This is a genomic window from Streptomyces sp. NPDC002785, from assembly GCF_040295565.1.
In the GTDB taxonomy this organism is placed as follows: domain Bacteria; phylum Actinomycetota; class Actinomycetes; order Streptomycetales; family Streptomycetaceae; genus Streptomyces.
Map to the genome: position 1 here is coordinate 1 of NZ_JBEOVN010000196.1, position 13,192 is coordinate 13,192.

General features: G+C 65.1%; 13 protein-coding genes and 1 pseudogene. 11 read left to right on the top strand and 3 right to left on the bottom strand.

Annotation, left to right across the window (positions count from 1 at the left end; translation table 11 throughout):
* Positions 1-17 precede the first annotated feature (17 nt).
* Positions 18-125, top strand: coding sequence for a transposase (locus ABTZ94_RS30985; protein WP_351205704.1), 108 nt, complete (start codon positions 18-20; stop codon positions 123-125).
* Positions 126-332: 207 nt separating this feature from the next.
* Here the strand turns inward: ABTZ94_RS30985 and ABTZ94_RS30990 are convergent.
* Both ABTZ94_RS30990 and ABTZ94_RS30995 read right to left on the bottom strand, forming a co-directional pair.
* A pseudogene (locus tag ABTZ94_RS30990) lies at positions 333-968 on the bottom strand (cupin-like domain-containing protein); the annotation flags it as partial.
* A 104-nt stretch (positions 969-1,072) separates the two neighbouring features.
* Entirely contained in the window at positions 1,073-2,377 is a 1,305-nt protein-coding gene (locus tag ABTZ94_RS30995; protein ID WP_351205681.1) for a hypothetical protein, read from the bottom strand.
* Between the two features lie 621 nt (positions 2,378-2,998).
* Here ABTZ94_RS30995 and ABTZ94_RS31000 point away from each other — a divergent pair.
* From ABTZ94_RS31000 to ABTZ94_RS31045, 10 genes are read left to right on the top strand one after another with little or no spacing between them, the layout of a single operon-like run.
* A complete protein-coding gene (locus ABTZ94_RS31000) occupies positions 2,999-4,294 on the top strand; it encodes a TfuA-like protein (protein WP_351205683.1) in 1,296 nt (431 codons plus the stop codon).
* Positions 4,287-5,426 (top strand): YcaO-like family protein, encoded by a 1,140-nt coding sequence (locus tag ABTZ94_RS31005; RefSeq protein WP_351205685.1) that lies wholly within the window; start codon positions 4,287-4,289, stop codon positions 5,424-5,426. The genes ABTZ94_RS31000 and ABTZ94_RS31005 overlap by 8 nt, the downstream gene beginning before the upstream one ends.
* A 46-nt stretch (positions 5,427-5,472) precedes the next feature.
* Positions 5,473-6,249 carry a hypothetical protein gene (locus tag ABTZ94_RS31010; RefSeq protein WP_351205687.1) on the top strand — a complete coding sequence of 259 codons (777 nt, stop codon included), beginning with the start codon at positions 5,473-5,475 and terminating at the stop codon, positions 6,247-6,249.
* A gap of 32 nt (positions 6,250-6,281) precedes the next feature.
* Positions 6,282-6,560 carry a ubiquitin family protein gene (locus ABTZ94_RS31015; protein WP_351205689.1) on the top strand — a complete coding sequence of 93 codons (279 nt, stop codon included), beginning with the start codon at positions 6,282-6,284 and terminating at the stop codon, positions 6,558-6,560.
* A gap of 34 nt (positions 6,561-6,594) precedes the next feature.
* On the top strand, positions 6,595-7,002 hold the full coding sequence (locus ABTZ94_RS31020) for a GNAT family N-acetyltransferase (RefSeq protein WP_351205691.1): 408 nt from the start codon (positions 6,595-6,597) through the stop codon (positions 7,000-7,002).
* On the top strand, positions 6,999-8,123 hold the full coding sequence (locus ABTZ94_RS31025) for an acyl-CoA dehydrogenase family protein (protein WP_351205693.1): 1,125 nt from the start codon (positions 6,999-7,001) through the stop codon (positions 8,121-8,123). Before ABTZ94_RS31020 ends, ABTZ94_RS31025 begins: the two co-directional genes overlap by 4 nt.
* The gene (locus ABTZ94_RS31030) at positions 8,123-8,365 is read left to right on the top strand and encodes a phosphopantetheine-binding protein (RefSeq protein WP_351205695.1); all 243 of its coding nucleotides are present in this window, start codon (positions 8,123-8,125) and stop codon (positions 8,363-8,365) included. The genes ABTZ94_RS31025 and ABTZ94_RS31030 overlap by 1 nt, the downstream gene beginning before the upstream one ends.
* Before the next feature lie 3 nt (positions 8,366-8,368).
* Entirely contained in the window at positions 8,369-9,931 is a 1,563-nt protein-coding gene (locus tag ABTZ94_RS31035; protein ID WP_351205696.1) for an amino acid adenylation domain-containing protein, read from the top strand.
* Positions 9,932-9,945: 14 nt separating this feature from the next.
* The gene (locus ABTZ94_RS31040) at positions 9,946-11,229 is read left to right on the top strand and encodes an MFS transporter (RefSeq protein WP_351205698.1); all 1,284 of its coding nucleotides are present in this window, start codon (positions 9,946-9,948) and stop codon (positions 11,227-11,229) included.
* Positions 11,230-11,287: 58 nt separating this feature from the next.
* On the top strand, positions 11,288-12,181 hold the full coding sequence (locus tag ABTZ94_RS31045; RefSeq protein ID WP_351205700.1) for a phytanoyl-CoA dioxygenase family protein: 894 nt from the start codon (positions 11,288-11,290) through the stop codon (positions 12,179-12,181).
* 375 nt (positions 12,182-12,556) lie between these two features.
* Here the strand turns inward: ABTZ94_RS31045 and ABTZ94_RS31050 are convergent.
* A partial coding sequence (locus tag ABTZ94_RS31050) for a transposase (protein ID WP_351205702.1) occupies positions 12,557-13,192 on the bottom strand: 636 nt, incomplete at its 5' end.

Here is a 13,192-nt window from a genome sequence, read left to right on the forward strand (position 1 = left end):
TCGCCCACGGTCACGGCATGCGCCACTGCCGCTACCGAGGCCAGGACAAAACCCATATCCAGCACGTCCTGACCGCCATCGCCGTCAACATCGAATGCGAGGGCTTCTGGTTGCCTCTCGGCTAGGGACTCCTGAAGTTGGGCGATCAGTCGGGCGAGCCTGGCCACTGCCGACCCGGGGCCCTCGGCGTTGCTGGCTGACACACCGTAGGCAAACTCCCGCCAGCCAGGTGCGGCAAGCAGTTGCTCTTCCAGAGCGCTAGTGAACACCCGAGCCCAGTGCGGCCCTTTGATGACGAGGTTCAGCTGCATGCAGGCGCCAGTGGAGTACGTCTCGTGCCACCAACCGCGTGGCAGGAACAGAAGACCGCCCGCCTCCATAGTGACTTCCTGTGCGTCCTCGGGTATGCGATCAGGGAACGGGGCACGCGCGTAGGTGAGTTGGCGCTCATCGGCCTGTTTACGGTCACGGGCGAAGCACATCGCTGTCTGATTCTCGATGCTGTCTTTGGGCGCCAGTCGCCAGCGCTTGGAGCCGGCAAGTAGCAACGCGAAGTTCACATCGAAGTCGCTGTGCATGGGGACGCCGCTCGTCCCCGTCGAGCAGAAGATCTCGCAGGACATGGCGGTGCGCGGAAGACCGAGACGGCGGGACGCGTCGGCGATGAGGTCGTCGAGTCCAGGGAAGGCACGCTCCACATGACGCATGTAGCACGTGAACCCAGCCCTGTACATGGGTAGCGCGTCCTTTCCTCTGGGGACGCGGGCATGCGGTCCGTTGCGCCGGAGCAGCGATACCGTGTCTCCGAAGGCCTCCAGGACGCGTTCTGCCTCGTTTAGTTCTGGCACTGCTCTTAGTAGTTCATCAGGCAAGGCGCCTCGTGGTCCCACATACGGCGTGTCGGGCCAGTGGGTTGCGAAAAACTCTTCCGGGCTGAGCGGTGCGATGAAGTCTGCGAACAGCGGCATTTCTTCTCCGAGACAGAGTCCGATTACTAGGAGTATTCGGAACGGTCGGGCCGGGTGTGGTGGGTTTTAGTAGGTGTTGTCCAACCCTGCCTCGCACCTGGCGCTCAGGCGAGATAGCGACGATCCAAGCTTTTCGGTGCCACGGCCGGGTAGTCGAGGAAACGTGCGCGGGGCGGTGGCTGCGGTGGTTCGGCGGGAACCAAGTCACGGGCCGCGGGGGCGAGGGTCATGACCTGCGGCGCGAAGGTGACATTGTGCTTTCGCGCTACGGCCTCCAGGTGGTAGACCACGCCCTCATGTACGACGTTCTCATTCCGCGTGACCAGATAGACGAACCTGGGATCGACCTCGGCCAGCAGTGACTTTGGGATACGCGCTGGCAGCGACAGTGTGTAGTAGCGCGGCCAGGGCCGCCGACGGTGACGTTCCAGCCAGGAGTGACCGAAGGGGCGCAGGCTGGTGAACATGGCGAAACTCCACTCGAGTTTCACGCCCGTCACGACCAACAGGAAGTTCACGACAAACGCCAATGCGACCAAACCGTGGACAAGCGGCGCCCAGCCGTCGACGCGGCCGGGTCCGGTGGCCGGGGCCAGCAAGGCCAGCGCGCACAGGGCTCCGTAGATCGCACCCTCGAAGAAGTCCTTGATCAGCCATCTGACCGACCGGCGGCCGGACGCTGTCCGTCCCATAGCCAGGGCCAGCAGACCGACGAGGACTGCCGCGGTCCACACGGCAGTCGGGCTCCCGGACACCTCGATCCGGCCATCCGGAGAGAAGACCATGATCCAAAGAGATAGTGCCATGACTGAGAAAGGGAAGTTGCCCGAAATCCCGAAGGCCAGGTGCATCAGGATTGCCAGCCACAGAGCCCAGCGTGCCGCGCCAGGGACGCAGGTCAGGGCGCCTGCCACGAACTCGACGACGATCACCATGACAGGTACGGCCTTCAGGACTCGGCGGAAGTCCGGCAGGCCAAGCAGACAGAAGTACTGCGCGGTGACCGCGCGACCGGCACTGCGTTCAGTGAACAGATACTCGTCGTTGACTTTCAGCAGGGCCGCCGTCAAGTACACGCCCGCCAGGAGGTCCTGGGCCATCACAGGATCGACGTGCACGGGAGTGAACGCCGCGATGACCACCGCCACGGCTCCGAGCCAGCAGTGGTCGGAGAGCCGAAGGTGGGTCGCGAGCAGCCAGTAGGCGATCAGTAGAACGACGACGGTACGACCGATGAGGGACTGGGTGGCTACCGTGATCACCAAGGCTAGCGGCAGGGCCACGAGTTGGCCGGCCGCCGCCACTTTGTGCGGCAGTCTGACGCCGAAGACCGGCGCGTAATGATGACCCAGGCGCGAGAAACCATATTCCCAGAACCGGTTCATTTGGTGGAAAAAGAGAGCGGCCACCACAAGAGCCGTAGGCGTGAGTCGGAAAACCACTCGCACCTCCCTTTTTGGCAGGGGGAATCCAGGTTGATCTCCCGCGAAACTCGATCCTGCATGTGGTTGCTCGCGCAGTCAACAACCTCTTTGAGGCGGCGACCGATCAACTTCGGTCAACATTGCGCGTCGCCTCACAGGTCGCGACAGTGGCTCTGAGCTGGCCTTTTACCCACCTGCTTATGGCGGTGGACCGCCAAAGCACAAAGTCACTACGGCAAAGAACAGTAAAATTTCAACAACGTTTCAGAGGGGCTTATTTGTGACGTGATATCGGCACGAAGAGGTGAGCTTGTGTTGAATTTCCCTCTGGACGCATGATCGTGGTCCGTGTAGCTTGCAGTTGGCGCCATCGGGGTGCCGAAATTCCCTCTATTAGCGATAGGGAGAAAAATCATGGCTGAGGTCATTCTCGAGACCACCAGTGACGTCGAGGAGCTCACGGGCGAGGACTTCGAGGAGCTGTTCGCCGACAGTCCGCTGATCATCACCGACAGCGAAGTCAAGAACTGACGCGCCACATCTCGGCCGTCTGCGCCGGCTGATCCGGTTCGACCGTCGGCGCACCGTTGATGAAGGGGGAGGGGCATGGCGGTTCATGTGTTCGTCGGGCCGTCGTGCCCTGAACCTCTCGTCAGGAAGTACCACCCGGACTTCGTTCTGCACGCCCCCGTCCGGCACGGCGACCTCTTTTCGCAGGCCCTCGCCGCCGGGGACGTCGCCGTCATCGTGGACGGGGTCTACCACCACAGCCTGGCCTTGCGCCACAAGGAGATCCTCGACGCCCTGGAGCGAAGGATCACGATCCTTGGCGCCGCCAGCATCGGAGCCCTGCGCGCAGCTGAACTCGATGAGCTCGGCATGATCGGCGTCGGTCGAGTCTACGACTGGTATCGCGACGGCGTCTTCGATGGAGACGACGCAGTCAGCGTGGCCCACAGCGAGACGAGTTCGCCAGTTGGCATCAACATCCCTCTAGTCAACCTCCATGCTGCGGTCCTCGCCGCAGCGGACGCCGGAGTCCTGACAAGGGAGGCGGGCCGGCGTCTGTTGGCGCGACTGGAGCGTGAGTACTACCCGCTGCGTACCGTGGGGCGCATACTGGCCCTGGCCAACGAGTGCGGCGAAAGCGCGTTCGCCGACTGGTACGCGGGTCATGTCGCCACGGACCCTGCCGCCTTCGACCAGAAGCGGGCTGACGCGCTCCAGGCTTTCGCGCTCGCCGAGCTACTGGACTCCCCTCCGCGCGTCACGCCCGTCCCGACGATGAAGATGGTGCGGGACTGGCGTACGGAATTCCACCGGCGCTGGCGCAACCGATTTGCGCCCGTTGATCCCCTGATGCAGCCTCGGATCGCCTACCAGCAGATATTTGCCGCGGACTTTCCGGACGTCTGGTGGGGCTTCCTGCATCGTTCGTCGGATCCGGCGTTCGCCAGTTCCTCCGACGGTTTCCCGGCGCATGTGCTCCGGCACCTAGGACCCACGGCCGCTCGGTGGCTTGATGACCCGGCGCTGCGTTCTCGGATCACCACATTGCTGTGTCCTCTGCCCGATCTGGCGGACTCCCGGGAGGCGGAACTGCTGCTGCGGCGAGAGTCGGCACAGGATCGCGCCCGGGTCACCGACTGGATGCGACGCACGCAGCACCACCTCGACACCCACCCGGCGCGCAGCCTGGCCCAGATAACCGACGCCACATGCGCACGGCTCCTCGCCCGGATCTGGGACGTCCACACCGACAAGGAGCTGGCCGTGGAATGCGGCCGACGGGGCTTTCCGTCCCTGCGTCAGGCGGCGGTCGCTCTCCGTCCCTTCGCCATCGGCTATCTGGGGTCGCTTCAGCAAGCGCGTACGGGAAGGGGAGGAGAGGCCCGTGGCTAAGGTCAGGCTCCCCGGCACGCACCGCGCCGTCGCCGCTGAGATCACCTGGGAGCGAATCGAACCGCGGCTGCGTGACTACGGGATCACACGGGTTGCCGATGTTACCCGCCTGGACAACATCGGCATCCCTGTATTCCTTGCCGTACGGCCTGCGTCGGAGACTCTGGCCGTGTCCCAAGGCAAGGGGGCTTCACCGCTTCTTGCCAAGCTGTCCGCAGTGATGGAGTCCATTGAGCTCTGGTACGCCGAGCGGCCCGCGCTCAACACCTTTGTCGCCACGCCCGAGAGTCTCAGCCTGCCGTACGCCCTGACGGATCTGAACCTCCGGGTCACGGACACCTGGGTCCACCAGATGGAGCTGCCGTGGGCCCAGGCCCGGTCACTGGCGGACGATCGGACCGTACCGGTGCCACTCGACCTCGTCCGGCTCTCCTACAGCGGGGAACACTTCTGGCGCCCACGCCTGTTCGAATCGAGCAGTACAGGGCTCGCTTCCGGCAACACCTTCACCGAGGCCTGCCTGCACGGTCTTTACGAAGCGGTCGAGCGTGACGTGCTAGCAGCCCATCCGGCCCGCAACGGCGCCGGGCGACTGCGGATCGCCCCGGAGACGATTCGCAACCAGCACCTGCGGTCTTTGCTGGGCCGGCTCGTGGATGCCGGAGTGGATTACGACATCTCCTGCATCCCGAACCGGTTCGGTATACCGACGTTCGCCGCGTACGTATGGTCGCCGCTCTTCCCGATCGTATGCGCCGGCTCAGGCACACACATGGACGCGGTCGTCGCTCTGTCCCGTGCTCTGACCGAGGCGGTACAGAGCCGGTTGACCGAGATCAGTGCCACCCGTGACGACATCCCCTCGGACCAGGACACCTGGAGGGACGCGAGCGCGGAACCCGGCTTCCCCTCTACCGCGGATGCCGTAAGCCTCGACGAGGCGCTGCGCGGCCACGGAGCCGGCCTCGACGACATGGAGGAAGAACTGGCGGAGGTCAGCCGACGGGTCACAGCCGCGGCTGGCCATGACCCGCTAGTGATCCGACTGTCGGAGCCGACCGAGCCATTCAGCGTCGTCCGGATCACCTGCCCCGGCCTCGCCTACGCGGAGGGGCGCACGCTGTCCGCTTGATGACCAGAAGCCCTTGAGTGCAGGACCAGTTATTGCGAGGTGTGCCTTGAAGATTCAGCGAGACCGGTTTCAGCACTCAGAGGGATATGTCCTCGAATACGAGGTGTCCGTCCCCGACGTCGTTGAGAGCCCCTATCTCCACATCCTCTTCCACGGGTTCAGCCGCATAGAGAAGCACGTGCCGCCGGTCTTCGCCCGCAAGCAGTGGAAGCAGGCGGAGCAGTCCGTGTGCCTGTCCTTCTCCGACCCGATCCACCTCCACAACCAGGACTCCTGCTGTGGCTGGTTCCTGATGGGAGAGCAGGAGTTTGCGCCGCGGATGTACGCGCTGCGCGAGTCCTTGATCCAGCGACACGGACTCCAGGGCACCGTCTGGCACGGCCTCTCGTCGGGCGGATATGCAGCACTCAAGCACTGCATGCGGGCGGGCGGCGACGACCTCGCCTTCGTGATCTCACCGCACAACGACCCGACCATCCTGCCGCAGTGGGAACGCGAGGCCGCGCCCTTCGCGCAGCTGCCCAGTATGGCTGCACCGGAGACGATGACCGATGTGATCGCCGACTGGTCCGCGCCCGGCGCCGGACGCTATCTCCATGCGCTGGTCTCGGAGAAAGACTCCTATTTTGCGCTGGAACACCTACGTCCCATCATGCGCAGTCTCGGCGGCCGCGAGAGCTCCCGGGCCGTCATGCTTCGGGACGGCCGGGGCCACGGCTTCATCAAAGACGCCGACTACGACTCTCAACTTCAAGAAGCCATCCGCGGCTGGCAGGACTACCGGACACGCCGCTCCACCGCGGTGGCGAGCACCGCCGAATGACACACCACAGGGACCACTGGAAGGAGCACGCCGTGCCCGAAGTCGAGGTAGTCCTGTCGAGCCCCCTTGCTCGATTCGCGGGGGGCGAGACCAAGTTCCGCGTTCCTCCCGGCACGTTCCGAGAGGTCATCGACAAGGTGTACGAGCGTCACCCAGCGCTGCAGAGGCGCGTGGCGGACAGCTCCGGGGCTTTCCTGCCCTTCGTAAGCGTCTACCTCGGGGAGGACAACATCCGCGACCTCGACTCGCTGGACGTCGTCGTCCCGCCACGGACCACTGTGATGATCATGTCGGCGGTGGCTGGTGGTTAGTCCAATCCAACCACGGACCATCCGCAACGCCACGGTGGACGACGCCGCCGCGATTCGTGAGCTGTACGGGGCCGGTGACGTTGAGGAGTTCGTCCTTTGCATAGCTGACCGGCGTACCGCGCCTGGCACCACGTACTACGTCGCCGAGTCCGGCGGCCAGATCGTCGCGGTCTTTGCCCTCACCAGGCTCGGCCGGCTGCGGCCCGGAGGGAAGAGCCGGCTGATGCTCCACGAGATAAAGCTCCGGCCGAAGTTCCGGGGCACCGGCATCACCGAGGACATCTTTGGATGGCTGGCGACCAACCTAGCTGTGGGAACCGAGACGGAGCTGCTCGCCCTGGCTGCACCCGGACTGCGCCCGTCCAGTTTTGACAAGTTCGGCCTGTCTGAATCCCACCACGTCTTCAAGTGGCCCGTCCGTGCGAAGGTGGAGGGGTTGTGAAGGACCATCAGTCTCATCTTTTCGAGGAAGAGTTCACCGGCTGGTTGGCCGGGCTGAGGGCCTTGGCGGACAAGTGCCGCGAAGATGATGGCGCATGGCGCAAGGTGGCCTCCCAGGGGCTGCTGTCCCTAGCCGCCCCCGAGGCAGCGGGCGGTGCCGGCGTCGGCTACGAGGCTGCCTGCCTTGCCCTGGAGGCGTTCGCCGAGGAGAGCGGCCTGAGCGGTCTGCCCTTCGCGATGGCCGCACAGATGTGGGCATGCCAGGAACCCCTGCTGGAATTCGGCAACAAGGCCCAGCACGACAGATACCTGGCCCCGCTCATGGCGGGTACCGCGGTTGGCGCCTTCGCGGCCACCGAGTACGACTCGGGCTCCGACCTGCTCTCCCTGCGGACCCGCGCCGATCAGCACGGTGATGGACGGTGGCGGCTGAGTGGCGCCAAGACCTTCGTGACCAACGGGCCGACCGCCGATGTCTTTCTGATCCTCGCGCGCACCGCCGAAGGCAGCGCCCTGTTTGGACTCACCGCCTTCCTGGTCCGCAGGGAAACCCCGGGCCTGCACATCGGCAAAGTGATCGACAAGACTGCACTGGCGGGTGCGCAGTTGAGCTCCCTCCACCTGGACGACTGTGTGGTTGATGACGCCGATCGGCTCGGTGGTACCAGCGGCGGGTTCGCCGTGCTCATGCACGCGATGCGCTACGAAAGGGCGTTCATCCTGGCACCAACGCTGGGACTGATGGCCGGGGCCCTGCGCCAGGCCATCGAACACGTCCGCTCCCGGACCCAGTTCGGGCAGCCCCTTGGCTCTTACGAAACGATCCGGCAGCGCTTGGTCCGGATGCACATGAGTCTCACCAGCGCACGCGAAGTGCTGTACGCCACAGCCCGCAGAGCGGACCGAGGCGCCCTCGACCACGGCCGATCGTCTCTGACGAAACTTCACGTCAGCACGGAATTCAACCGGTTCTGCCAGGAACTGCCCGACCTCTACGGCGGATACGCGCTGCTGCCGGAGACGGGAGCCACCGCCCTGCTGGCCGACGCGGTGGCCAGCAGGTACTACTCCGGGACTTCGGACATGCAGATGAAGATCATTGCTGAAGGGCTGGGTTTGTAATGGCAGAAGACTCCGTACTCCAGGCCGTGCTCGCTACGGTCCGCGAGGTGGCACCGGGAGCCGAGGTAAGCGAAGACGCTCAGCTCATCTCACGCCGGATCATCGACTCATTGTCCCTCCTGAGTCTGGTGGCGCTCCTTGAGGAACAGTTCTCCGTCACTGTCCGCGACTCGGAGATCCTCCCGGCACACTTCGAGACACCACTCGCGATCCGGGCGTTCCTGAAGTCCAAGGGGTGCTGATTGATGGCCGCCAGCCGCCGTTCCCTAGCGGACGATCTACGGGCGACCGCCGCACGCCACGGCGAGCGCACCGCCGTCATCGACGGAACTCTCACCCTTAGCTACGCCGAACTTGACAACATGGCCGAGCACATCGCGCAGACCCTGCGTGACGCGGGTGTTTGCCCCGGGGACTGCGTCGCCTGGCACGGGGCGAAGTCCTCTCTAGCGGTGGCGGCAGTCCACGGCATCCTCCGCTCACAAGCCGGATACGTGCCCGTCGATCCGGACGGCCCCATCTCCCGCGCCGAACTCATCGTCGGCCGCAGCCGGCCCAGAGTGTTGGTCTCGGACAGCGCGGCCCGCGACCAGTGGCGCACGGTCGCGCCCAGCCTGGACTGGCAGCCTCTGTCCCTCGGCTCGGCAGTGGCCGAACCCATGTGGTACGCGATCCCGGCCTCCACTCCGCGCGCTCCGCTGGTGGATCTCGCCTACGTTTTCCACACCTCCGGGAGCACCGGCCATCCCAAGGGCGTGACCCACACGCACGCGAGTGCCTCAGCCTTCGTCGACTGGGCCGTCCAGGAACTGGGGCTTACCGAGCAGGACGTCATCATCAACTCGGCGCCGCTGCACTTCGACCCCACCACACTCCACCTTTTTGGCGCCGCGCGGGTGGGCGCCGCGGTTGCCCTGATGCCCGCGGCGGCGGCCCCCTTTCCCGCCGCGTACATTGACTTCTGCCGACAGGTCGGCGGCACCGTCTGGTATGCCGTGACCTCGACCCTGGTGTGGCTCACCCGCCGAGGGAAGGACCTGTTGGCGCACCTTGGGTCGCTGCGGGTGGCCGTGGTCGGCGGCGAAGTGCTGCAACCCAGCGACGTGAACACGCTGTTCTCAGCACTACCCGGGATACGGCTGCTCAACGTGTACGGCCCGACTGAGAGTAACGTCTGCACCTTCCACGAGATCCGCGGTTCCCAGCCGTCCGATGCGGTCATACCCATCGGGCGAGTACTACCAGGTGCCGAGATCACTGTGGTGGACGAGAGTCTGGAGCCAGTGGGCCCCGACTGCCCAGGCCAGCTCCTGGTTCGCGGCAGCATGCTGATGGAGGGCTACCTGGACACAGAGCAGACAGACCGTGCATTCGTCCGCACAGCCGACGGCCGACGGTGGTATGCCAGCGGAGACATGGTCAGGGAAAAGCCGACTGGTGAGCTCGAGTTCATCGGACGCCAGGACGCGCAGATCAAATCACGCGGCTTCCGGGTCGAGCTGGGGGAGATCGAACGGCACCTCCAAGCGCTCAACAGCGTCCACGAGTGCGTTGCCGTAGCCACCCCCGACGCCGTCTTCTCGAACCTGATCACGGCGTTCGTGAGCGCGGGCAGCCTCGACGACGTCAAGCCGCTGCCCGACCTGCTCCGCGCCCGGCTCCCGTACTACATGGTTCCGCAGCGCATCGTCTTGGTCGCCGGCGAGCTGCCCAGAAACGCCAACGGCAAGGTCGACCGCAAAGCCCTCACGGAACTCGCTGCCCAGCCAGCCCTCGGCGACAGCCCTGAGCTGACGATCGTCCACTGACGGAAGGCAGTACCGTGTCACTCTCACCCCCGGCCAACGTCGCTCCGGACGACACCGTCGAAGTCCTAAAGGTCCCTGATTTCAGGTGGTTGTGGGCAGCGAACGGCTTCCGTTACGCGGCAGCCGAGGTCGCCTCTTTCGCCCTGCCCATCACCGCTCTCCTCCTGCTGCACGCACCACCTCTTGTGATGAGCCTAATCTTCATGTGCAGCCGCGCCGGATTTCTGGTCGTGGGGCTGCCAGCCGGGGTGTGGATTGACCGCTGGCGCAAGAAGCCGGTGCTGATCTGTGCCGACGTCGCGTACACCGTTGCCTTCGCCAGCGTGCCGCTCGCCTACGTTCTGAACGTGCTCACCGTGGCCCAACTGCTCGTGGTTGCGCTCGTGGTGAGTCTGGCCGGAGTCTTCTTCGACGTGGCGCACAGCAGCGTGTTGCCATACGTACTACCCCGGCGACTGGTGTCGGACGGGAACGCCCGGCTGCAATCCTCCGAGACTGCCATACAGGCCGTATCCCCGAGTGTCGCCGGCCTGGTCACCCAGAGTGTCGCCGCACCCTTCCTCTACTGCTTTGCTGCGCTCGGTCACCTGGTATCGCTCGTGCTGCTGCGGCATATCCACCCGAAAGGCGACGTCACACGGGGGACGCTAGGGCCGGAACGTGCATTCCGGCGCGAGATCATGGATGGTATCCGCGTCCTGTTCCGACAACCGCTGCTGCGGCTCCTGCTCAACCAGGCTGCCCTGAACAATTTCGGCGCGGGGATCATCCTGTCGATGCTGCCAGTCTTTCTCCTCAAGGAGATCGGCCTGGCCACCTGGCTGTATGGCCTCATGTCGACACTGGGAGCCCTGGCCGGATTCGCTGCCTCCCTTCTGGCGCCGAGACTGAGGCGCCGGTTCGGTGAGATACGGATGACCCTGATCTTCTCCGCCCTGGCCCCCTTCGCAGTCCTCGCGGCACCACTTGCCGAGGTATTCCGTCAGGCGGCGGTGCCGCTCATCGCGCTGGCAGAGATCCTCATCGGCATCGCCGTCGTCGGCAGAGCTGTGTCCACGGCCGGGTTGCGTGCTCGGGTGACACCCAATGAATACATGGGACGGGTCACGGCGGCGTACAGCGTCGTCATCCAGGGAGCCACCCCGCTGGGAGCGCTCGCCGGTGGTTTGATCGCCAGCCACTGGTTCACCGGTGCGGCCCTGTGGGCCGGCGTCCTGGCCATGGCCCTGCCCCTCGTCCTACTGCTGCTTTCTCCGCTGCGCCGATACAGCAGGCTTCCCACCGAATGGGAAGTCTGAGCGCCGTCTTCCTGGCACTGACGCACATGGACCCACGACAGTTCTTCTGGAGACATACATGACCCCACTGGATCAGGCCGCCGCCGAGTACGAGAAGCACGGCTTCGCCATCATTCGCAACGTCATCCCCGGCGACCTCCTCGAAGAGGCACGTGCCCATGTTGAGTGGCTGACCGCGAAGTACCCGGAGTTGCGACCCGAGCATTTCCACCACCCCTTGATCCGCAACGACGCCTTTTGGGTCCGGCTCGTATCGGATCGCCGATTGGTCGACATCGGAGAGTACTTTCTCGGCCCGGACCTCGCTTGCTTCACCGCGCACTATGTCTGCAAGCCACCGTACGACGGCCAGCCGGTGCTGTGGCACCAGGACGGCGCCTACTGGAAGCTGACGCCGATGAAGGCGTTGACCGTCTGGCTGGCCATCGACGAGAGCACCACCCAAAACGGGTGCCTGCGCATGGTCCCTGGAAGTCACAAGCTGCCGCTGTACAAGCCAAACCTGCGCACGGACAAGCCCAACATGCTCTACTCGGAGGCTGACAACGACCTGGTCTCCCAGTGGGTCGAGGAACATGGCGTCGTTGACATCGAGTTGAACCCCGGCGACGTCTCGATTCACCATCCGCATCTGCTGCACTGCTCCGAGGCGAACACTTCGCCCAAGCGGCGCTGCGGACTCGACATCGGGTACATCGCCACATCCACCCGCATCGAAAGCCAGGGGCTCTACCTCGACCCGGTGCTGGTCCGCGGCGATCCGGTCGAGGGCACGAACACCTACCGCAAGCTCCCTCGGTACGCACCCGGCGAGACCATACCCTTCGCTGGTCATGAGACCTGGAACCAACAGCCGGGTGTTGCCCCGGAAGGCGCCTCGTCCGACGAAGCCCCCCTCACGACAACCAAGCGCATGATCGAGCGCTTGAGGGAGGGCACCGTTGCCATCTGAGGCACGGCCGAACCAGAGAATTTTCTACCTCCGGGACCGCGACGAAGTGGGTGGACTACCCGTTCGGCGGGGTGCCAGCGGGGGAGACCGCGGCTCTCTTCCGAGAGATCGCTGCCTCCAATTGCACGGCCCTGCGCAAGGGCTCCCACCGCGGAGCCCCGGCTATGCGGCAGTTGGCGCCACCGTTCGGCTCCTCGTCGGCGCTGTACACCGGATGAATCACCGGTCGGCTCACTGCTGGTACTCGCCTGCAAGACAGGGGGGCGCCGGCCTTGACTGAGTCAGTCGCAGACCGGGAGTCGGCACGTGGGGTCGCCCGGTTCGCCGGGATGGGGCCGTTCGGCCTTAGCTTGACTCTGAAGCTTCTATAGATCGTCAAGCTGCAGGAGACGGCCCGGGTGCGCCGGTGAATGCGCTGGTGAGGTGGCGGTAGACCTCTCGCGCGACGAAGCGCTTGAGGCATCTAAAGATGTCCTTCGTCTTGAGTCCTTCGAGGGTGCGTCGTGCGACGTAGTCGCGGGTGCGCGGGTCGTGACGCATGCGGACCAGCACGATTGTGTGCAGCGCGCGGTTGGCCTGGCGGTCTCCACCACGGTTGAGTCGGTGGCGGTCTGTGCGCCCGGATGAGGCTGGCACGGGTGAGGCGGCGCACAGATGGGCGAATGAGGCCTCTGAAGCGAGCCTGTCGGGGTTGTCGCCGGCGGTGACCAGTAGCTGCCCGGCGGTCTCGGTCCCGACGCCCGGCAGCGTGAGCAGGCCGGGGGCGGTGCGAGTGATCAGGACGCGCAGGTCGGCGTCCGCGTCTGCTATCTCCTCGCTCAAGTACCGGTAGCGCTTGGCCAGACGCTTGAGGGCCAGTTTGACGGCTGTGGCCGGGGCAGCCAGGTCGGTGCCCGGACGGCTGGCGGCCAGCCGCCGGACCAGCTCGGTGGTGGTCAGCGAGCGCAGTGCTTCGCGTACCGCAGCGGGCGCGGTGATGATCAGTGATTTGATCTGGTTGATGGTCTGAGT